The 16,074-nt window shown below is 67.3% G+C and carries 16 protein-coding genes; 5 read left to right on the top strand and 11 right to left on the bottom strand.

Annotated features, from left to right (window positions below):
• Nucleotides 1–38: 38 nt before the first annotated feature.
• The 6 genes from pstS (ABE543_RS13685) to ABE543_RS13660 form a co-directional block, all read right to left on the bottom strand.
• A complete protein-coding gene (gene pstS / locus ABE543_RS13685; RefSeq protein ID WP_053518206.1) occupies nt 39–1,127 on the bottom strand; it encodes a phosphate ABC transporter substrate-binding protein PstS in 1,089 nt (362 codons plus the stop codon).
• A 352-nt stretch (nt 1,128–1,479) separates the two neighbouring features.
• A complete protein-coding gene (pstS, locus tag ABE543_RS13680) occupies nt 1,480–2,499 on the bottom strand; it encodes a phosphate ABC transporter substrate-binding protein PstS (RefSeq protein WP_346475792.1) in 1,020 nt (339 codons plus the stop codon).
• A 208-nt stretch (nt 2,500–2,707) separates the two neighbouring features.
• Nucleotides 2,708–3,919, bottom strand: a complete 1,212-nt coding sequence (locus ABE543_RS13675; RefSeq protein ID WP_053518208.1) for an OprO/OprP family phosphate-selective porin — start codon at nt 3,917–3,919, stop codon at nt 2,708–2,710.
• A gap of 193 nt (nt 3,920–4,112) precedes the next feature.
• Nucleotides 4,113–4,802 carry an endonuclease III gene (gene nth / locus ABE543_RS13670; protein WP_346475791.1) on the bottom strand — a complete coding sequence of 230 codons (690 nt, stop codon included), beginning with the start codon at nt 4,800–4,802 and terminating at the stop codon, nt 4,113–4,115.
• Nucleotides 4,802–5,155 carry a hypothetical protein gene (locus tag ABE543_RS13665; protein ID WP_053518210.1) on the bottom strand — a complete coding sequence of 118 codons (354 nt, stop codon included), beginning with the start codon at nt 5,153–5,155 and terminating at the stop codon, nt 4,802–4,804. The genes nth and ABE543_RS13665 overlap by 1 nt, the downstream gene beginning before the upstream one ends.
• A 4-nt stretch (nt 5,156–5,159) precedes the next feature.
• Complete coding sequence (locus ABE543_RS13660) at nt 5,160–5,942, bottom strand: enoyl-CoA hydratase-related protein (RefSeq protein ID WP_065181203.1); 783 nt, start codon at nt 5,940–5,942, stop codon at nt 5,160–5,162.
• A 167-nt stretch (nt 5,943–6,109) separates the two neighbouring features.
• Here ABE543_RS13660 and ABE543_RS13655 point away from each other — a divergent pair, with 167 nt between their 5' ends.
• The 3 genes from ABE543_RS13655 to ABE543_RS13645 all read left to right on the top strand — a co-directional run bounded on the left by ABE543_RS13655 (nt 6,110) and on the right by ABE543_RS13645 (nt 8,689).
• Nucleotides 6,110–6,811, top strand: coding sequence for an FKBP-type peptidyl-prolyl cis-trans isomerase N-terminal domain-containing protein (locus ABE543_RS13655; protein ID WP_005408797.1), 702 nt, complete (start codon nt 6,110–6,112; stop codon nt 6,809–6,811).
• 166 nt (nt 6,812–6,977) lie between these two features.
• Entirely contained in the window at nt 6,978–7,790 is an 813-nt protein-coding gene (locus ABE543_RS13650; protein WP_065181204.1) for a CoA pyrophosphatase, read from the top strand.
• Entirely contained in the window at nt 7,787–8,689 is a 903-nt protein-coding gene (locus ABE543_RS13645) for a sulfurtransferase (protein ID WP_053518214.1), read from the top strand. Before ABE543_RS13650 ends, ABE543_RS13645 begins: the two co-directional genes overlap by 4 nt.
• A 71-nt stretch (nt 8,690–8,760) precedes the next feature.
• Here ABE543_RS13645 and ABE543_RS13640 read toward each other — a convergent pair whose 3' ends face one another.
• A complete protein-coding gene (locus ABE543_RS13640) occupies nt 8,761–9,327 on the bottom strand; it encodes an N-acetylmuramoyl-L-alanine amidase (protein ID WP_065174726.1) in 567 nt (188 codons plus the stop codon).
• A gap of 72 nt (nt 9,328–9,399) precedes the next feature.
• Here ABE543_RS13640 and ABE543_RS13635 point away from each other — a divergent pair, with 72 nt between their 5' ends.
• Nucleotides 9,400–9,927 (top strand): alpha/beta hydrolase, encoded by a 528-nt coding sequence (locus ABE543_RS13635; protein WP_053518227.1) that lies wholly within the window; start codon nt 9,400–9,402, stop codon nt 9,925–9,927.
• Between the two features lie 145 nt (nt 9,928–10,072).
• Complete coding sequence (gene rlmKL, locus ABE543_RS13630) at nt 10,073–12,211, top strand: bifunctional 23S rRNA (guanine(2069)-N(7))-methyltransferase RlmK/23S rRNA (guanine(2445)-N(2))-methyltransferase RlmL (protein WP_346475790.1); 2,139 nt, start codon at nt 10,073–10,075, stop codon at nt 12,209–12,211.
• Nucleotides 12,212–12,242: 31 nt separating this feature from the next.
• Here rlmKL and ABE543_RS13625 read toward each other — a convergent pair whose 3' ends face one another.
• From ABE543_RS13625 to ABE543_RS13610, 4 genes are all read right to left on the bottom strand, one after another.
• Entirely contained in the window at nt 12,243–12,569 is a 327-nt protein-coding gene (locus ABE543_RS13625) for a DUF3325 domain-containing protein (protein ID WP_065174727.1), read from the bottom strand.
• Nucleotides 12,566–14,194: a PepSY-associated TM helix domain-containing protein gene (locus tag ABE543_RS13620; protein ID WP_346475789.1), complete on the bottom strand. Its 1,629-nt coding sequence runs from the start codon at nt 14,192–14,194 to the stop codon at nt 12,566–12,568. The genes ABE543_RS13625 and ABE543_RS13620 overlap by 4 nt, the downstream gene beginning before the upstream one ends.
• A complete protein-coding gene (locus tag ABE543_RS13615) occupies nt 14,191–14,505 on the bottom strand; it encodes a DUF3649 domain-containing protein (protein ID WP_053518219.1) in 315 nt (104 codons plus the stop codon). The genes ABE543_RS13620 and ABE543_RS13615 overlap by 4 nt, the downstream gene beginning before the upstream one ends.
• 275 nt (nt 14,506–14,780) lie before the next feature.
• Nucleotides 14,781–16,067, bottom strand: coding sequence for a DUF445 family protein (locus ABE543_RS13610; RefSeq protein WP_128987861.1), 1,287 nt, complete (start codon nt 16,065–16,067; stop codon nt 14,781–14,783).
• Nucleotides 16,068–16,074: the final 7 nt, after the last annotated feature.

Here is a 16,074-nt window from a genome sequence, read left to right as displayed (position 1 = left end):
GACACGGTGCCCGCACGCGGCGGGCACCGTCGGGTCCATCACTTCAGTTCGGTCGCCCAGTAGGCCTCGATCTGCGTGACCAGTTCGGCCGGCAGCGGCACATAGTGCAGCTCGTTGGCCTGGGCCTGGCCGTTCTCGAAGGCCCACTTGAAGAAGGCCAGGGTGTCCTGGTTGCGCTTGGCATCCTTCGGCTGCTTCTGCATCAGCATGAAGTTGGTGGCGGTGATCGGCCACGCCTGCTCACCCGGAGCATTGGTGATGACCAGATTGAAGTCCTTGGCGCTGGCCCAGTCGGCGCTGGCGGCCGCAGCGGCGAAGGTCTCCGCGCTCGGCTGCACCCAGGTGCCGGCGGCATTCTGCAGCGAGGTGTACGGCATGGCGTTCTGCAGCGCGTAGGCCAGTTCGACGTAGCCGATCGAGCCCTTGATCTGCTTGACGTACGAGGCGACGCCTTCGTTGCCCTTGCCGCCCACACCGTCCGGCCACTGCACCGAAGTGCCTTCGCCGACCTTGCTCTTCCACTCCGGGCTGACCTTGGACAGGTAGTTGGAGAAGTTGAAGGTGGTGCCCGAACCGTCCGAACGGTGGACGATGGTGATCTTGCCGTCCGGCAGGGTCACGCCAGGGTTGGCAGCGACGATCGCCGGGTCGTTCCAGGTCTTGACCTTGCCGAGGAAGATGTCGGCCAGCAGGGCACCGCTCAGGCGCAGCTTGCCGGCTTCCAGGCCTTCGATGTTGACGACCGGCACCACGCCGCCGATGGCCGACGGGAACTGGGCCAGGCCGGCCTGCGCCAGCTCCTCGCTGCTCAGCGGCTTGTCGGACGAGCCGAAGTCGACCGTGCCGGCCTTGATCTGGGCGATGCCGCCGCCGGAACCGATGGACTGGTAGTTGATCTTGGCGCCGGTGCTGGCGTTGTAGTCGGCCGACCACTTCGACACCAGCGGGAAGATGAAGGACGCGCCGGCGCCGGAGACTTCGGCGGTCACCTTCGCACCGGCGGCAGCCGGGGCAGCGGCACCGTCGGCGGCCGGCTGCTGCGCGGCCTGCTTGTCGCCACCGCAGGCCGACAGGCCCAGGGCAATGGCCAGGGAAAGGGCGGCGAGGCCGGCCGAGTGCAGTTTCATGGTCACTCCATAGCGGGGAAGAGCCGACGGCGTCGGCGGATGCGGCTATGAAATGATGTTTTTGTTACAGCCGTATGACGTCCATGACAGAGGTGTCTTGGATCACGTTCCGACAAGGGTTTCACAGGGGCCTCGCCCACTGCGGACACCCCCGGAGACCGCCGCGGCCGCCCGATCTGCGCACCGGCAGGGTTGCCCCGGGGCCGGTGCAGGATCGAGCCCCACGCCCCGCTGCGACGGCAGGCCGGACCCCACAAACGAGAAGAGCGCGAGATCCTGAGGATCTCGCGCCCGGTGGGGCCGGCGGGGGAGAGAGGACCCGCCGGCCCCGCTCCTGCGGGGGAGGTCTTGCTCAGTACTTCAGGTTCTGGGTCCAGTAGGTCTCGATCTGGCGGACCAGGGTGTCCGGCAGCGGCACGTAATCAAGCTGCTTGGCCTGCTGGTCGCCGTTCCTGTAGATCCAGCGGAAGAACTCCTGCGTGGCCTTGGCACCGGCGACGTTCTTCGGCTGCTTGCGGACCAGGATGAAGTTGGTGGCGGTGATCGGCCACGCATCGGCACCCGGGGCATTGGTCATCACCAGGTAGAAGTCACGGGCATTGGCCCAGTCGGCGCTGGCAGCGGCGGCCGAGAACGAGGCGTCCGACGGCTGCACGATCTTGCCCGCGGCGTTCTTCATTGCCGCGTACGACATCTTGTTCTGCAGCGCATAGGACAGCTCGACGTAGCCGATGCCACCCTTGATCTGCTTGACGTAGGCGGCCACGCCTTCGTTGCCCTTGCCGCCGATGCCCGCCGGCCACTGCACCGAGGTGCCTTCACCGACCTTGCTCTTCCACTCCGGGCTGACCTTGGACAGGTAGTTGACGAAGTTGAAGGTGGTGCCCGAACCGTCGGAGCGGTGCACGATGGTGATCTTGCCGCTGGGCAGGGTCAGGCCCGGGTTCAGTGCAGTGATGGCCGGATCGTTCCAGGTGGTGATCTTGCCCAGGAAGATGTTGGCCAGGGTCGGGCCATCGAGCTTCAGCGCACCCGGCGCGACGCCGGCGACGTTGATCACCGGCACCACGCCGCCGATCACCGACGGGAACTGGGCCAAGCCGGCGGCAGCCAGTTCTTCCGGCTTCAGCGGCGCGTCGGAGGAACCAAAATCGACGGTCGCTGCCTTGATCTGGGCAATGCCGCCGCCGGAACCGATCGACTGGTAGTTGACCTTCTTGCCGGTGGCGGTTCTGTAGTCCGCCGACCACTTGGACATCACGGGGTAGATGAAGGAGGCGCCCGCGCCGGTGACATCGGCAGCATTGGCGGCGAACACGGACGACGCGGCCAGGATGGCGACAGCGGCGCGCGACTTGAAGGCGTGGATCACGGGAGAGACTCCTGGGGTGGTCGAAGGGCGGTTGCCCAACGTATCGGTGCACATTCCATAACCATTCCGTGACACGGAAAGGTCTGTCATATGACGCCGGTGTGACATCGGATGAGGGGATCGCGCTGCGTTACAGGCGTCACCGCACGTGGCAAGGGCACGACCGCAGTCGTGCCCTTGCCGATGCGTGATGCGATGACGCGGGCTCTTACCAGAAGAACTGCGCGCGGGCTTCCAGGATGTTCGGATCGTCATTGACGAAGCCGCGGGCGCTGGAGCTGTACTTCTTGCTGTCGACCTTCACGTAGTTCAGCATCAGCTTGAAGTTCGAGCGCCAGTACCAGTTGGCGCCGACGGTCCACACATCCATCTTGCCGCCGAGCACGCCATCGACGATCGGCGGGCGACCGGCGACCGGGTTCGCGGCCAGGTTGCCGTCGTTGAGGTCCATGTGGTCGTAGCGCACGCCAAGCTGCCACTGGCCGCTGGCCGGGTTGTTCGGCAGGCCGGTGCCGGGCGTGCCACCCTTGTAGCTCCAGGTCTCGCCGGTGACATTCCACAGGCCGCTGATGTAGTAGCCGTCGCTGGTGTAGTTGTCGTGGTCGTAGCGCTTGGCCTTGCTGGTGTAGTACTCGGCCTGGGCCTTGAACGGGCCCTGGAAGTACATGGCTTCGGCGCCGACGGTGCTGACGCGGTCGGTGTCGGTCAGGTTGCCGCTGTCGATCAGGCGGGCGGTGGCCAGGTCGGCGTTCGGACGTGCGCGCACGCGCAGGGTGTCGGCGTCGGCGTCGTAGTCCACGTAGCTCAGGCCGAAGTGCAGGACCTGGCCCTTCTCGTTGATCGGAGCCCAGGTGCCACGCGCACCGTAGCCGCTGCCATGGGCCAGGTTGCGGGTCAGCTCGCGGCCGAAGGCGCTGGCGGTGACCGACCAGTTGTCCTGGCCGTAGCTGTAGGCGCCACCCAGGCGGCGGGCGATCGCGTAGGTGTTGGTGACCGCGGCCTTGGAGATGAAGTCGTTGTTCTTGGTGCTGGACAGCTCTTCCAGACTGTTGGGCTGCTTGAACTGGCCGACCTGGATGAAATGGTTGGCATTGCCCAGCAGCTTGTACTTCACGTTGGTGTCGAGGAACTTGTCCGCCTTGGCGTCGTAGCCGAGCACCCACTCCACGTTGCCCGGGCCCTTGCCCTTGAGCACCAGCTCGGCGCGGCGCAGCTCGAACTCGCTGTCCTTGCCGTTGCCGGCATCGCCACCATTGAGGTCCACGACGTCGTTGTGGAACCAGTTGCCGTCGGCCTGGACCAGGCCTTCGAAGGTGATTTCCGAACCGCCGATCACGTCGATGGCGACTTCAGCGTGGGCAGCCGGCACATAGAGCGCAGCGGCCACGGCCACCGTCAGGAGTTGGTGATGCAGTTTCATGGAGAGGAGCCTTGCAGGCAGGTGGGAAGATGCGCGCAGGCTAGAAGGTAAAGATTGCGTAAATGTGACAGTTTCCGCGCGCAGTCTGTCCGCCGCGACCCTTGCCACGACTGGGCCCGGCATTGATGCCGGGCCGATATGACGTGGGGATTGCGCTGCGATGGCATTTACCCGCAGGCGCTGCGGGGATGCCTCAGGGGGCCGGTGTCTTGTCCTTGAAGCGGCACAGATCAGCGATCACGCAACCCGGGCAGTCCGGCTTGCGTGCCTTGCAGACGTAGCGTCCGTGCAGAATCAACCAGTGATGTGCGTCGAGCAGGAATTCATCAGGAATCGCCTTCACCAGCCTGTCTTCCACTTCGCGCACGTTCTTTCCCGGCGCCAGTCCCGTGCGGTTCGCAACGCGGAAGATGTGCGTATCCACCGCCATCACCGGTTCGCCGAAGGCCGCGTTGAGCACGACGTTGGCGGTCTTGCGGCCGACGCCGGGCAGGGCTTCCAGTGCCTCGCGATCGCGTGGCACTTCACCGCCATGTTTCTCCAGCAGGATCGCGCAGGTGGCGATCACGTTTTTCGCCTTGGCGTTGAACAGGCCGATGGTGGCGATGTATTTCTTCAGTCCGTCCTCGCCCAGCGCCAGGATCTGCGCGGGCGTGTTGGCAACGGGGAACAGGCGGCGCGTGGCCTTGTTGACGCCGACATCGGTGGCTTGGGCCGACAAGGCCACCGCCACCAGCAGTTCGAACGGCGAGCTGTATTCCAGTTCGGTCTTCGGATGCGGGTTGAGTTCGCGCAGGCGCGTGAACATTTCCACCACGTCGGCGCGCGGCATGCTGCTGCCACGCCGCGCTGGCGCGCGGGCGGCCTTCTTCGCGGTGGCCATCAGCGCTCCTTGCCGGTGGCGCGTGCCTTGGCACGGGCGAGGATGGCGGCAGCGGCGGCGGGCAGCGCAGGTTTCACGTCCGGCGCCGGGCGCGGCGTGCGACGCGCATCGCGTTCGGCGTCGCGGCGGGCCAGGCGCACCGCGCGTGCGCGGTAACGGTCACGTGCGGCCCACGCGCGCTGCAACTGCTGCCGCGCCTGGCTGAGCACCTCCGGCAGTTCCGGGTGCCCGGGAACCTCGTGTGTGTCGCCTTCGTTGGCGACATAGTCCATCAGACCGGCCTGCAGGGCACCATCAAGATCGTCTGCCTGGACCCGGGCGAACAGCAGCGCGGGGTTGGGTCGGGATGCCATGGGGTCAACGGTTCTGGAAGGCGGGGGGACGGCGTTGCAGGAAGGCACCGGTGCCTTCGCGCATATCCTCGGTGGCGAACAGCAGGCCGAACTGCGCGCTTTCGTACTCCAGTCCCGCCTCCAGGCTGCACTCGCCGCCGACGTGGACCGCATCAAGCAGGGCGCGCAGCGCCAGGGGCGCCGAGCGTGCCAGCTGCCGGGCGATGTCCTGCACACGGGTGTCCAGATCGGCCGCCGGCACCACCTCGTTGACGATGCCCAGCGCGAGCGCACGGGCGGCATCGATGGGCGCACCCAGCAGGCACAGTTCCAGGGTGGCAGCCCGGCCGCAGAGGCGCAGCAGGCGCTGGCTGCCGCCGAAGCCGGGGATCAGGCCGAGATTGATCTCCGGCTGGCCGACCTTGGCCGAGTCAGCGGCAACGCGCAGATGGCAGGCCAGCGCCAGTTCCAGGCCGCCGCCCAGGGCAAAACCGTTGACGCGGGCGATGACCGGCTTGGGCATGCGTTCGATCTGACGCATCAGTCCTTGGCCGAGCAGGGAGAAATCACGTCCCTGAACCGCACTGAGTGTGTTCATCTCGGCGATGTCGGCGCCGGCGACGAAGGCCTTCTGGCCGGCACCGGTCAGCACCACCACACGCACCTCGGGGTCGGCCGCGGCGTCCCTGAACGCATCGGCCAGACCCTGCAGGGTCGCGGCATTGAGGGCATTGAGCTTGTCCGGGCGCTGGACGGTCACGGTGCGGATGGCGCCATCGTCGGTGACAGCGATCAGGTCATCGGCCACGGTGAAACTCCTGGAACGTTAAAAAAGAGTGATTTTGAACTCTGCCCGCGCAGACAGGTCATAGCCTGCGTGGTGAGTAGCGGTTACACGTTGTGGCCGTTATCCTAACCCGTCGCCTCAGGGCGGCGCAGAACGTCCCTGAGTTACCACCCCTGGAGAACTGTTTGATGAAGTTGCGTTCTATCGCGGTCGCCGTCGCGGCCCTGGCCCTGACGGGCAATGCCTTCGCCCAGGACGTCTCGTCCGAAAAGGGCAAGCTGAGCTACTACTTCGGTTACGACTACGGCAACAACCTGGCGGAGCTGACCGGTCGTGGTGAGCAGCTGGACATCAACTCGGTGGTGAAGGGTCTGCAGGACGCCTACGCCAAGAAGCAGCCGGCGATCACCGCCGAGCAGCTGAAGCCGGCCGTTGAAGCGTTCCAGAAGCGCGAGCAGGGTCGTGCCCAGGCCGCCAAGGCCGAGTACGAAAAGGCCGCTGCCGAAAACAAGACCAAGAGCGATCAGTTCATCGCGGCGAACAAGGCCAAGGCCGGCGTGCAGTCCCTGCCGAGCGGCGTCCAGTACCGCGTGATCGAAGCCGGCAAGGGTGCCAAGCCGACCCAGGCCAGCACCGTGCAGCTGGAAGTTGCCGGTCCGTTCCCGTACGGTCAGCGCCCGACCGAGGCCCGCCCGGCCCAGCAGATTCCGTCGATCAAGGTCAGCGAAGTCGAAATGAAGGCCATGCGTGAGACCCTGCTGCAGATGCCGGCGGGTTCGAAGTGGGAAGTCACCCTGCCGCCGGACCAGGCGTACGGTGCCGACCCGCGCACCCCGTTCCCGCCGAACGTGGCCGTGCAGTTCGAGATCAAGCTGGTCAGCGTCAAGTAAGCCTCCGCATCAACATCAACGCGCCGGTGATCCCACCGGCGCGTTTTTGTTTGCGCCGCGCGCGGCCGGCAGCATCGGGCCATGCTCGGCGAAGGCGCGCGGCGAAGGACCGCATGCCGCATCTTCAGCCCGCGCAAATTCAGCGCAATCGCGCTACTGTTGCAACGTGCAAACTACGGAAGACCCGGCGCGTGTTGTCGCAAGCCCCTGCATCGGAACGTGCAAGCTGGATGGCAACCGGCTGTGCCGCGGTTGCCGGCGGCACATTGACGAGATCACACGGTGGTCGTCGATGAGCGACAGCGAACGCAGCCACATCCTGCATCGCGTGCTGCCGCTGCGCGAGCAGCTGCAGCAATCGCTGCACGGCTCGCTGGCCGACCATGATCGCCTGTTGCGCGCATTGCATCCGCTGGCCGCCCCGCCCGCCGGTGACGGTTGGAACCGCAGTGAACTGATCGACCTGCTGCCGCCGGGTCCGCCGGTGGAAGCGGCGGTGTTGGCCGGCATCGTGCCGCGTGCCAGCGGCGCGCAGGTGATCCTGACCCGTCGCACTGAAACCCTGCGACAGCACGGCGGCCAGGTCGGCTTTCCCGGCGGCCGTACCGAGCCGGATGATCGCGATGCGCTGGCCGCAGCGCTGCGCGAAAGCCAGGAAGAAATCGCGCTGGCGCCTGCGCAGGTGCAGCCGCTGGGCTACCTCGATCCGTTCGTGACCATCACCGGTTACCGTGTCACCCCGGTGGTGGCGGTGGTCGATCCGGATTTCGTGCCCGTGCCGCAGCCCAGTGAAGTGGCCGAGGTGTTCGAGGTGCCACTGGATTACCTGATGGCGGCCGACAACCTGCGCCAGGTCGAAATCAACCATCGTGGCCGCATCCGTCATGTGCTCGAGTACGGCTGGCCTGGCCAGCGGATCTGGGGGGCGACGGCGGCCATTCTCTACAACCTGCGTCGCCGCCTGGAGCAAGTGCAATGAAGCCGATCGATCCGCCGTGGACCACCCTGGTCGATGTCGCCACCCTCGCCGCTGCACTGGGCGAGGACGTGCGCGTGGTCGACGCCCGTGCAACGGCGAGCACCGCCGTGCGTGTGGTCGATGCGCGCGCGTCGCTGGGCGATCCGCAGGCGGGCGAGGGCCAGTACCTGGCCGGTCATGTCCCCGGTGCGGTGTACGCCGACCTCAACCGGGATCTGTCCGACCTCACCCGTGCCGGCCACGGTCGCCACCCGCTGCCGGACAGCGACGCGTTCGCCGCACGGCTGGGTCGCTGGGGTATCGCCCCGGAGACCCAGGTGGTGGTCTACGACGGCAGCGATGGCAGCATGGCCGCCGCGCGCCTGTGGTGGCTGCTGCGCCTGATGGGCCACGCGCGGGTGGCGGTGCTCGATGGAGGCATTGCGGCCTGGCAGGCAGCGGGGCTGCCGCTGGCGACCGGTGCGGGCGAGGTTCCGGCCCAGCCGGCCTATCCGGGGCGCTTTGACACCACGCAGATCGCCAATGCCGACGAGATCACCGCCCGGCTCAAGCATGCGCCGGGCTGGTTGCTGGACGCCCGCGCGGGAGAGCGCTTCCGCGGCGAAGTCGAACCGCTGGATCCGGTGGCCGGCCACGTGCCCGGCGCGGTCAACCGCCCGTTCGCATCCAATGTGCTCGATGGCCGCATGCGCGATACGCAGGAGCTGCGTGCCGAGCTGCAGGGCATCATCGGCAATCGCGATCCGCAGCAGGTCGTACTGATGTGCGGTTCCGGCGTGACGGCGTGCCATCTGCTGCTGGCGATGGAAGCGGCGGGCCTGTCCGGGGCGCGCATCTATGCCGATTCCTGGAGCGGCTGGGTGAGCGACAGCAGCCGACCGGTCGCCAGCGGTACCTGAGACAGAACCGGGGTCAGATCCGTTTTCCCGCGCAGAACGGATCTGCCCCCTTCAGGCGGCAGTCCTGCCCGTTACCCGATCGATTGCAGGGGCACCTTCGCCAGCACCCGAGCCCACGGAAACAACGGCCCCGGATCGCGCTTGCGGGCCACGCTCAACGTCGGATCGTCACTGGCCTGCACCTGTTCCCGGTCCAGCTGGTCGTGGCCGGCGATCCGCTGCAGTGACGGGTAGCGCGCCACCAAGGCCAGCAGCAGCTGTTCCAGGGCCTGCAGCTGCGGCTCGGTGTACGGCTCGTCCATCGCCTGGTGACGGCTGTCGAACCAGTCGGGGTAGCGCCCGCTGTTGACCAGCTCGATGCCCAGCGTCCGTGCGTTCATGCCGCGGACGTGGTGGGCCACGCGCTCAGGGGCCACGTACTGCACTACGCTGCCGTCGCGGTCGATGTAGAAATGGCCGCTGTTGCCGGCCCCGCTGTCGTACAGCACCCGCTCGCCATAGGCACGGGCCGTGGCCAGGTCGGGCAGCTCGGTGCAGTGGATCACCACCATCTCCAGCGTGTCCGGCGCGCGCAGCGGCAGAAGGTCGTGATAGGGCAGGGGCTGCAGCAGCAGGCCGGGCAGGAGCGGGTTGGGCATGCGGCGATGCTAGCATTGCGCAATGAACCTGCATTCTCTTTCGTTGTCGGTGCGCGCCTGCGGAGCGTGCGCATGAGCCGCGGTCACTGCATCCTCTCCCATGGCTTCGAGAGCGGGCCGGAGGCCACCAAGGTCACGGCACTGGCCGAGGTCGCCCAACGCCTGGGCTGGACCCATGAGCGGCCGGACTACACCGATCTGGACGCGATGAGCGAAGTGAGCCGCGTCGGTGACGTGCCGGGGCGTCTGCAGCGCCTGCTGGAACGCGCTGCACATGCGGCGGCACAAGGGCCGCTGGTACTGGCGGGTTCCAGCCTGGGCGCCTACATCTCTGCGATCGCCTCGTTGCAGGTACCGGTGGCGGGCCTGTTCCTGATGGTCCCGCCGACCACCATGGGGCCCATGCCGGCGCTGGACGCCGCAGCGGTCCCCACCACCGTGGTCCAGGCCTGGCACGATGATGTTGTGCCTGCCGCCGGGGTGATCGCCTGGGCGCAGGCGCGCTCGGCACAGCTGCTGCTGGTGGACGATGGCCACCGCCTGGAGCGGCACGTGGAGGCATCCGCACACGCCTTCGAGCGCCTGCTGCGCCAACTGTGAAGCCGGGGCGCACGGCGCGCCGGCCCGCATTGACTACAATGGCAGCCCCGCCGCCCCCGGCGCGGGCCTGCCGGCCGTGCCCACGGCCCTCCTTTCCGACTGGCGCGGCTCCCCTGCCGCGCCCGACCACCTGCGAACCGATCCCGTGAAATTCTTCGTCTCCTGCGCCAAGGGCCTGGAATACCTGCTTGCCGATGAACTGTCGGCCCTGGGCCTGGACAAGGCCACTGCCACCATTGCCGGCGTCAATGCCGAGGGCGAGCTGGAGCAGGCGCTGCGGATCGTGATGTGGTCACGCCTGGCCAGCCGCGTACTGTGGCCGATCGACGAGTTCGAATGCCCGGACGAGCAGGCGCTGTATGACGGCGTGCGTGCGCTGCCGTGGCACGAGCACATCAAGCCGGAGATGACCCTGGCGGTGGATGCGCATGTGTCCGGCGACAAGATCACCCACGCCCGCTTTGCCGCGCAGCGGATCAAGGACGCCATCGTCGACCGCATGCGCGATGAGGGCCTGGAGCGGCCGTCGGTCAACACTGATCTGCCGGATGTGCGCGTCAACCTGTCGCTGCGCAAGGGCCGTGCATCGCTGTCGATCGACCTCGGCGGCGGCCCGCTGCACCGCCGTGGCTGGCGGGGGGCCGCGCACGAAGCACCGCTGAAGGAGAACCTGGCGGCCGCGTTGCTGCTGCGGGCGCAGTGGCCGCGTCTGCATGCCGCCGGTGGTGGCCTGCTGGACCCGATGTGCGGCAGCGGCACGTTGTTGATCGAAGGCGCGCTGATGGCGGCCGACGTCGCGCCGGGCCTGATGCGCCACGGCAGCCTGCCGCCGAGCCGCTGGCTGGGCTTCGACAAGGTGGCCTGGAAGGCGATCCAGAGCGAAGCGCGCGAGCGCGAGGCCACCGGCCTGGCCGCGCTGAAGCCGGTGATCCACGGCAGCGACATCGATCCGACGGCGATCGAAGCGGCACGCGAGAATGCCGAAGTGGCGGGCGTGGCCCACGCCATCCGCTTCACCCGCGCCGACGTATCCGAGCTCACCTCGCCGGAGCAGGAGATCGGTGCGGTGGTCTGCAACCCGCCCTACGACGAGCGCCTGGCCGCCGATCCGGCGCTGTACCGCGCCTTGGGCAACGCGCTGCAGAGGGCGGTGCCGCAGTGGCGCGCCAGCCTGCTGTGCGGCAACGACGAGCTGGCCTTCGCCACGGGTCTTCGTGCGGCCAAGAAGTACCAGATGTTCAATGGCGCGCTGGAATGCGCGCTGATCGTCTGCGACCCGATCGCGGTGCCGGGGCGTGATCCGGCACAGCCGCGGGAGCTGAGCGAAGGTGCGCAGATGGTGGCCAACCGCCTGCGCAAGAACCTGAAGAAGTTCAAGAGCTGGCGCGCGCGCGAGGACATCACCTGCTTCCGCGCCTACGATGCGGACCTGCCGGAATACGCGGCGGCCATCGATGTCTACGAAGAGGACGGTGGACAGCGCCGTACCTTCCTGCACGTGCAGGAATACGCTGCACCGGCGGCGATTCCCGAGAACGACGTGCGCCGCCGCCGCAACGAACTGCTGGCCGCCGCGCGTGAGGTATTCGGCGTGCCGCCCGAACAGGTATCGATGAAGTCACGCGAGCGTGGCAAGGGCGGCAGCAAGTACGGCCGTTTCGAGCAGCGCGACGAGTTCGTGGTGGTGCGCGAGAATCATGCGCTGCTGCAGGTGAACCTGTTCGATTATCTCGATACCGGCCTGTTCCTGGACCATCGCCCGCTGCGCCGGATGATGGCCGAGCAGGTGCGTGGCAAGCGCTTCCTCAACCTGTTCTGCTACACCGGCGTGGCCAGCGTGCAGGCAGCCGTGGCCGGCGCGGCCAGCACCACCAGTGTCGACCTGTCCGCTACCTACCTGCAATGGTGCTACGACAACCTGGCCCTGAATGGTCAGGGCGGCAACCAGCATCTTCTGGTGCAGGCCGATGCGATGGCTTGGCTGGAAGCCGACCGCGGACAGTACGATGTGATCTTCTGCGATCCGCCGACGTTCTCCAACTCCGCCCGCGCCGATGATTTCGATGTGCAGCGCGAGCAGCTGCGGCTGCTGCGTGCAGCGGTGGCACGGCTGGCACCGGCAGGCGTTCTGTACTTCTCCAACAACTTCCGCCGTTTCAAGCTGGAAGAGAACGCGATCGCCGAGTTCGCCCAGTGCCGTGAGATCACTGCGCGTACCATCGGTCCGGACTTCGAGCGCAACGCACGCATCCACCGTGCGTGGGAGTTGAAGCGTTTGGGTTGAAGGTTCGCCGGGCATGGCCCGGCGCTACCGGCTATGCCAGCGCCACCACCAGGCCCAGCAACGGCAGGGTGATCGCCAGCGGCACGATCCACCGCGGGCGGTAGGGATACAGCCCGAACGACAGCGTCACGCCGCCCACCGTCATCACGCCCAGCCACTGCACCGGGCCCATGGCCCAGCCATGGTCGGCAACGCACAGGGCGAAGGTGACTGCCAGCAGCGACCAGCCCAGCACCCGCCACTGGGCGCGCCGTGCCGGAACGGCGGCTTTGCCGTGCAGATCGTGCTGGTGCCTTTCCATTGCCAGCGACAATGCGGTGAACGCGGAGAAGGAAAGCGCCAGCGCCAGCAGCATCATGCGCTGGCCTCCACTTCGGTGGCTTCGGTCGGTGCCCTAGGCGCAACGGTTGCTGCGGCACGTTTTTTCTTCTCGGCCGCAGACAGCGGTGGCGTCCAGCGCTGCATGCGCCAGCCGCACAGCGCCAGCATCGCACCGAAGGCGATCATCGACAGGTCGAAGCCCGCCAGCACCCAGTCGCCGCTGCGCAGGGTAATGCCCAGATGGGCGTGGGTGGTCAGCGCGTTGACCACCGGAACCAGCGCGAATGCGGCTGCGCCCAGGTACAGCTGCCACGTCCACATCACCCGCTTCGGCCAGACGAACGCGGCCAGCAGGGCGCCGCCCCACGCATAGAAGAACACGTTGGCTTCGGCATTGGAGCGATCGGCCAGATCCAGCGGCAGCAGCCGATTGCCCCAGAAGTAGGCGGCAAAGGCGATCGGCAGGCCGGCCACGGTACCGATGTTCAACGCATCGACCAGGCGCAGGCCGAAGCCGGTGCGCCCGCTCTTGGCGTGCTTCGGTCGTTCCTTCACTGCCCACAGCACCACGCCACTGGCCACCATCAGGCAGCCGACCAGGCCGGACAGGAAGAACAGCGCACGCAGCCCCCAGTCGGCGAAGCGCGCCAGGTGCAGGCCATACAGCACGCCACGGGTGGCGGTGGCACCACCGGAGGCCGGGGTCTGTTCCAGCAGCCTGCCGTCCACCATGTCGTAACGCAGCGAAGGCGTGTCAATGGAAAGGCGCTTTCCGTCACGCTGTCGGATGTCGATGACCGCGTTGCGCGCGCCCGGATTGGACACGGTGAAGCCGGCCACTTCGGCGCCATGCCAGTGGGCGCGCGCATCGTCCAGCAGGCGGGCGATCGGCAGCGGCGCGGCGCGGCCTTCGGCCGGCGCGGTTACTTCAGGCAGGCCACCGAAGGCTTCGCTGAAGAATTTGTCCTCATCCTGCGGGTAGGCCACTTTCACGCCCCAGGGCAGGTACATGATCATCAGGGTGACGATGCCCGTGTAGGTGATCATCGCGTGGTAGGGCAGCGCCATCACCGCGCTGACATTGTGGAAATCCAGCCAGGAGCGCAGGCCGTTGTCTTTGCGGAAAGTGAAGAAGTCCTTGAAGATCTTCTTGTGGGTGATCACCCCGGTGATGATGGCCACCAGCATGAACATGGCGCAGAAGCCGACCAGGTAACGGGCCCACAGCACGGGGATGTAGTGCAGGTCGAAATGCAGGCGGTAGAAGAAATCTCCGCCGCGCGTCTGGCGGGCGTTCAGTTCGTCGCCGGTGTTCGGGTCGAGCGTGGCATCGCCGAAGGCACCGCGGCGGCCACGGCTTGGATCGGCCAGCTCGGGTGGCAGGCGCCAGAACAGCTGCATGGCCGGGTTGCGCGGCTGCGGCAGGGTCACGAACCAGGTCTGGGCCTGCGCCGCATGGGTCTGCAGGTAGTCCACGCTGCGTTGCGCGGCCACATCGATGCTGACGGTGCTGGCCGGCAGTTCCGGGCGCATCCAGCGGCTGATCTCTTCACGGTAGTAGCTTGCGGTACCGGCCATGAAGATCAGCAGCAGCAGCCAGCCGACCAGCAGGCCGGTCCAGGTGTGCAGCCAGGCCATCGACTGGCGGAATCCGTTCTTCATGCCCAGGCTCCCATCAGCCGCGCGATGCCGGCCATCAGCAGGGCAGGGGCGAGGATGCCGATCCACGCACGCAGGGCACTGCGGGTGGCGAATGCCCACAGCGCGGCACAGGCGGCAACCAGGATGGCCAGCAGCATGCCGGTCAGCACGGTCTGGCCCCGCGCGCCCGGCAGGACGACGGCACAGAACACGCCGGTCATGGAGGCCAGCGCATAGCCACCGAAGATCGCGGCCAGCGAGCGCGACAGGATGCCCCAGCGCGGGTTGCGGAAGAAAACACGGGAGCTGGCGGTTGCGGGCGAGCGGTCCACGGTGGTCCTGTCGGTCGGGGAGGGGATCGAACGCGCCTGCGGCCCCCTTGCGCCCCGCGCACGTCGCCCAGCGTGTCCCATCAATGCAGCGCTGCCCGCGCAGACGGGCAGCCGGAGGTCAGGGCTGTACATGGGCACCGGACAGGTCTTCCTTGCCCGTGCGGCCAAGCGCACCACCGATCAGTAAATGATAGGCATTCGCATTCTGTTAATCAAGGCTGCGTGACGAAAGAGGAGTCGTTCCGTGCCCACGCAGCAGGTCAGCGGACCCACGCTCAGAAGCGGAACACCACCGTTGCCGCGTGCAGCAGCAGGCCGATCAGGCCGCCAACCAGCGTGCCGTTGAAGCGGATGAACTGCAGATCGCGCCCGACGCTCAGTTCCAGCTGCTCGACCAGATGGCGCTCGTCCCAGCCCCTGACCGTCTGTGCGATGTGCGTGGTGACCCCCTCGCGCAGTCGCCCGGTCAGGCGCTGTGCGCCTTCCAGCAGATGCTGGTTCAGTGCATCGCGCAGTGCCGGGTCGGACTGCAGGGTGCTTCCCAGCGAGGCGAGGCTGCGCTGCAGGTGGCCGACCAGCGCCGAATCCTCGCGCTGCAGGTCGGCGCGCAGACTGGCGTGGATGCGTGCCCAGAGCCCCTGCACGTACTCCTGCAGGGCAGGATGGTCGATCATCTCCTGCTTGAGCTGTTCGATGCGCTCGGCCAGCGCCGGGTCTTCGCGCAGGCGCTGGACGTAGTTGCCCAGCCACGCCTCGTAATCCTGCCGCAGCGGATGCTGCGGCTCTGCCAGTACCTGCTGCAGCTCCTCCAGCACGGCGCGTGCCAGCCGCTCGGCCAGGCTGTCACCGATCTCGTCGATGGGTTTCACCCAGTTCACCGTGCTTGAGAGCGTCGGCCATTCGCGCTGGATGTAGCGCACGATCAGCTGCGACGCGCGCTCCTTCACTTCCGGCTGCTCCAGCCAGCGTCCCAGTCTCTGCAGGCCCTCGTCCAGCACACGCTGGTGGCGCCCGTCGGCGGTCAGCAGGGCAAGCAGCTCGCCGGCGGTGGATGCCGCGTTCCACTGTCGCAACTGCTGCACCACGAACGCGTGCAGCTGCCGGCGCACGGCGCGTTCATCGAAGAAGTCCAGTGCCTGCAACGCCCAGCCGCGTGCCATGTCGGCCAGCATGCGTGCGCGTGCCGGTTCGGCCAGCCAACTGCCGAGACGGCCAGCCGGATCGAACACCTTCAGCTTGGCCAGCAGCACCTGTGGTTCCAGGAACTGATCGCGCACGAACAGCGCCAGGCTGTCGCCGATGCGCTCCTTGCTGCGCGGAATGATGGCGGTATGGGGAATCGGCAGGCCCATCGGCCTGCGGAACAGGGCGACCACCGCGAACCAGTCTGCCAGCGCGCCCACCGCTGCCGCCTCGCAGAAGGCGGATACCCAGGCCCAGGCGCCGCGCTCGCCCTGCCAGTGGCTGACCGCAAAACCGGCCAACATCAACACCAGCAGGCCCAGGGCGATGGCTTTCAGGCGTCGCAGCTGGGCGCGGCGCGGATCGATTGCGGACGTCATGGCGGCA

Source organism: Stenotrophomonas sp. TWI169, from assembly GCF_039674705.1.
Lineage (GTDB): Bacteria > Pseudomonadota > Gammaproteobacteria > Xanthomonadales > Xanthomonadaceae > Stenotrophomonas > Stenotrophomonas maltophilia_P.
This window is presented reverse-complemented; position numbering and strand designations above follow the sequence as displayed.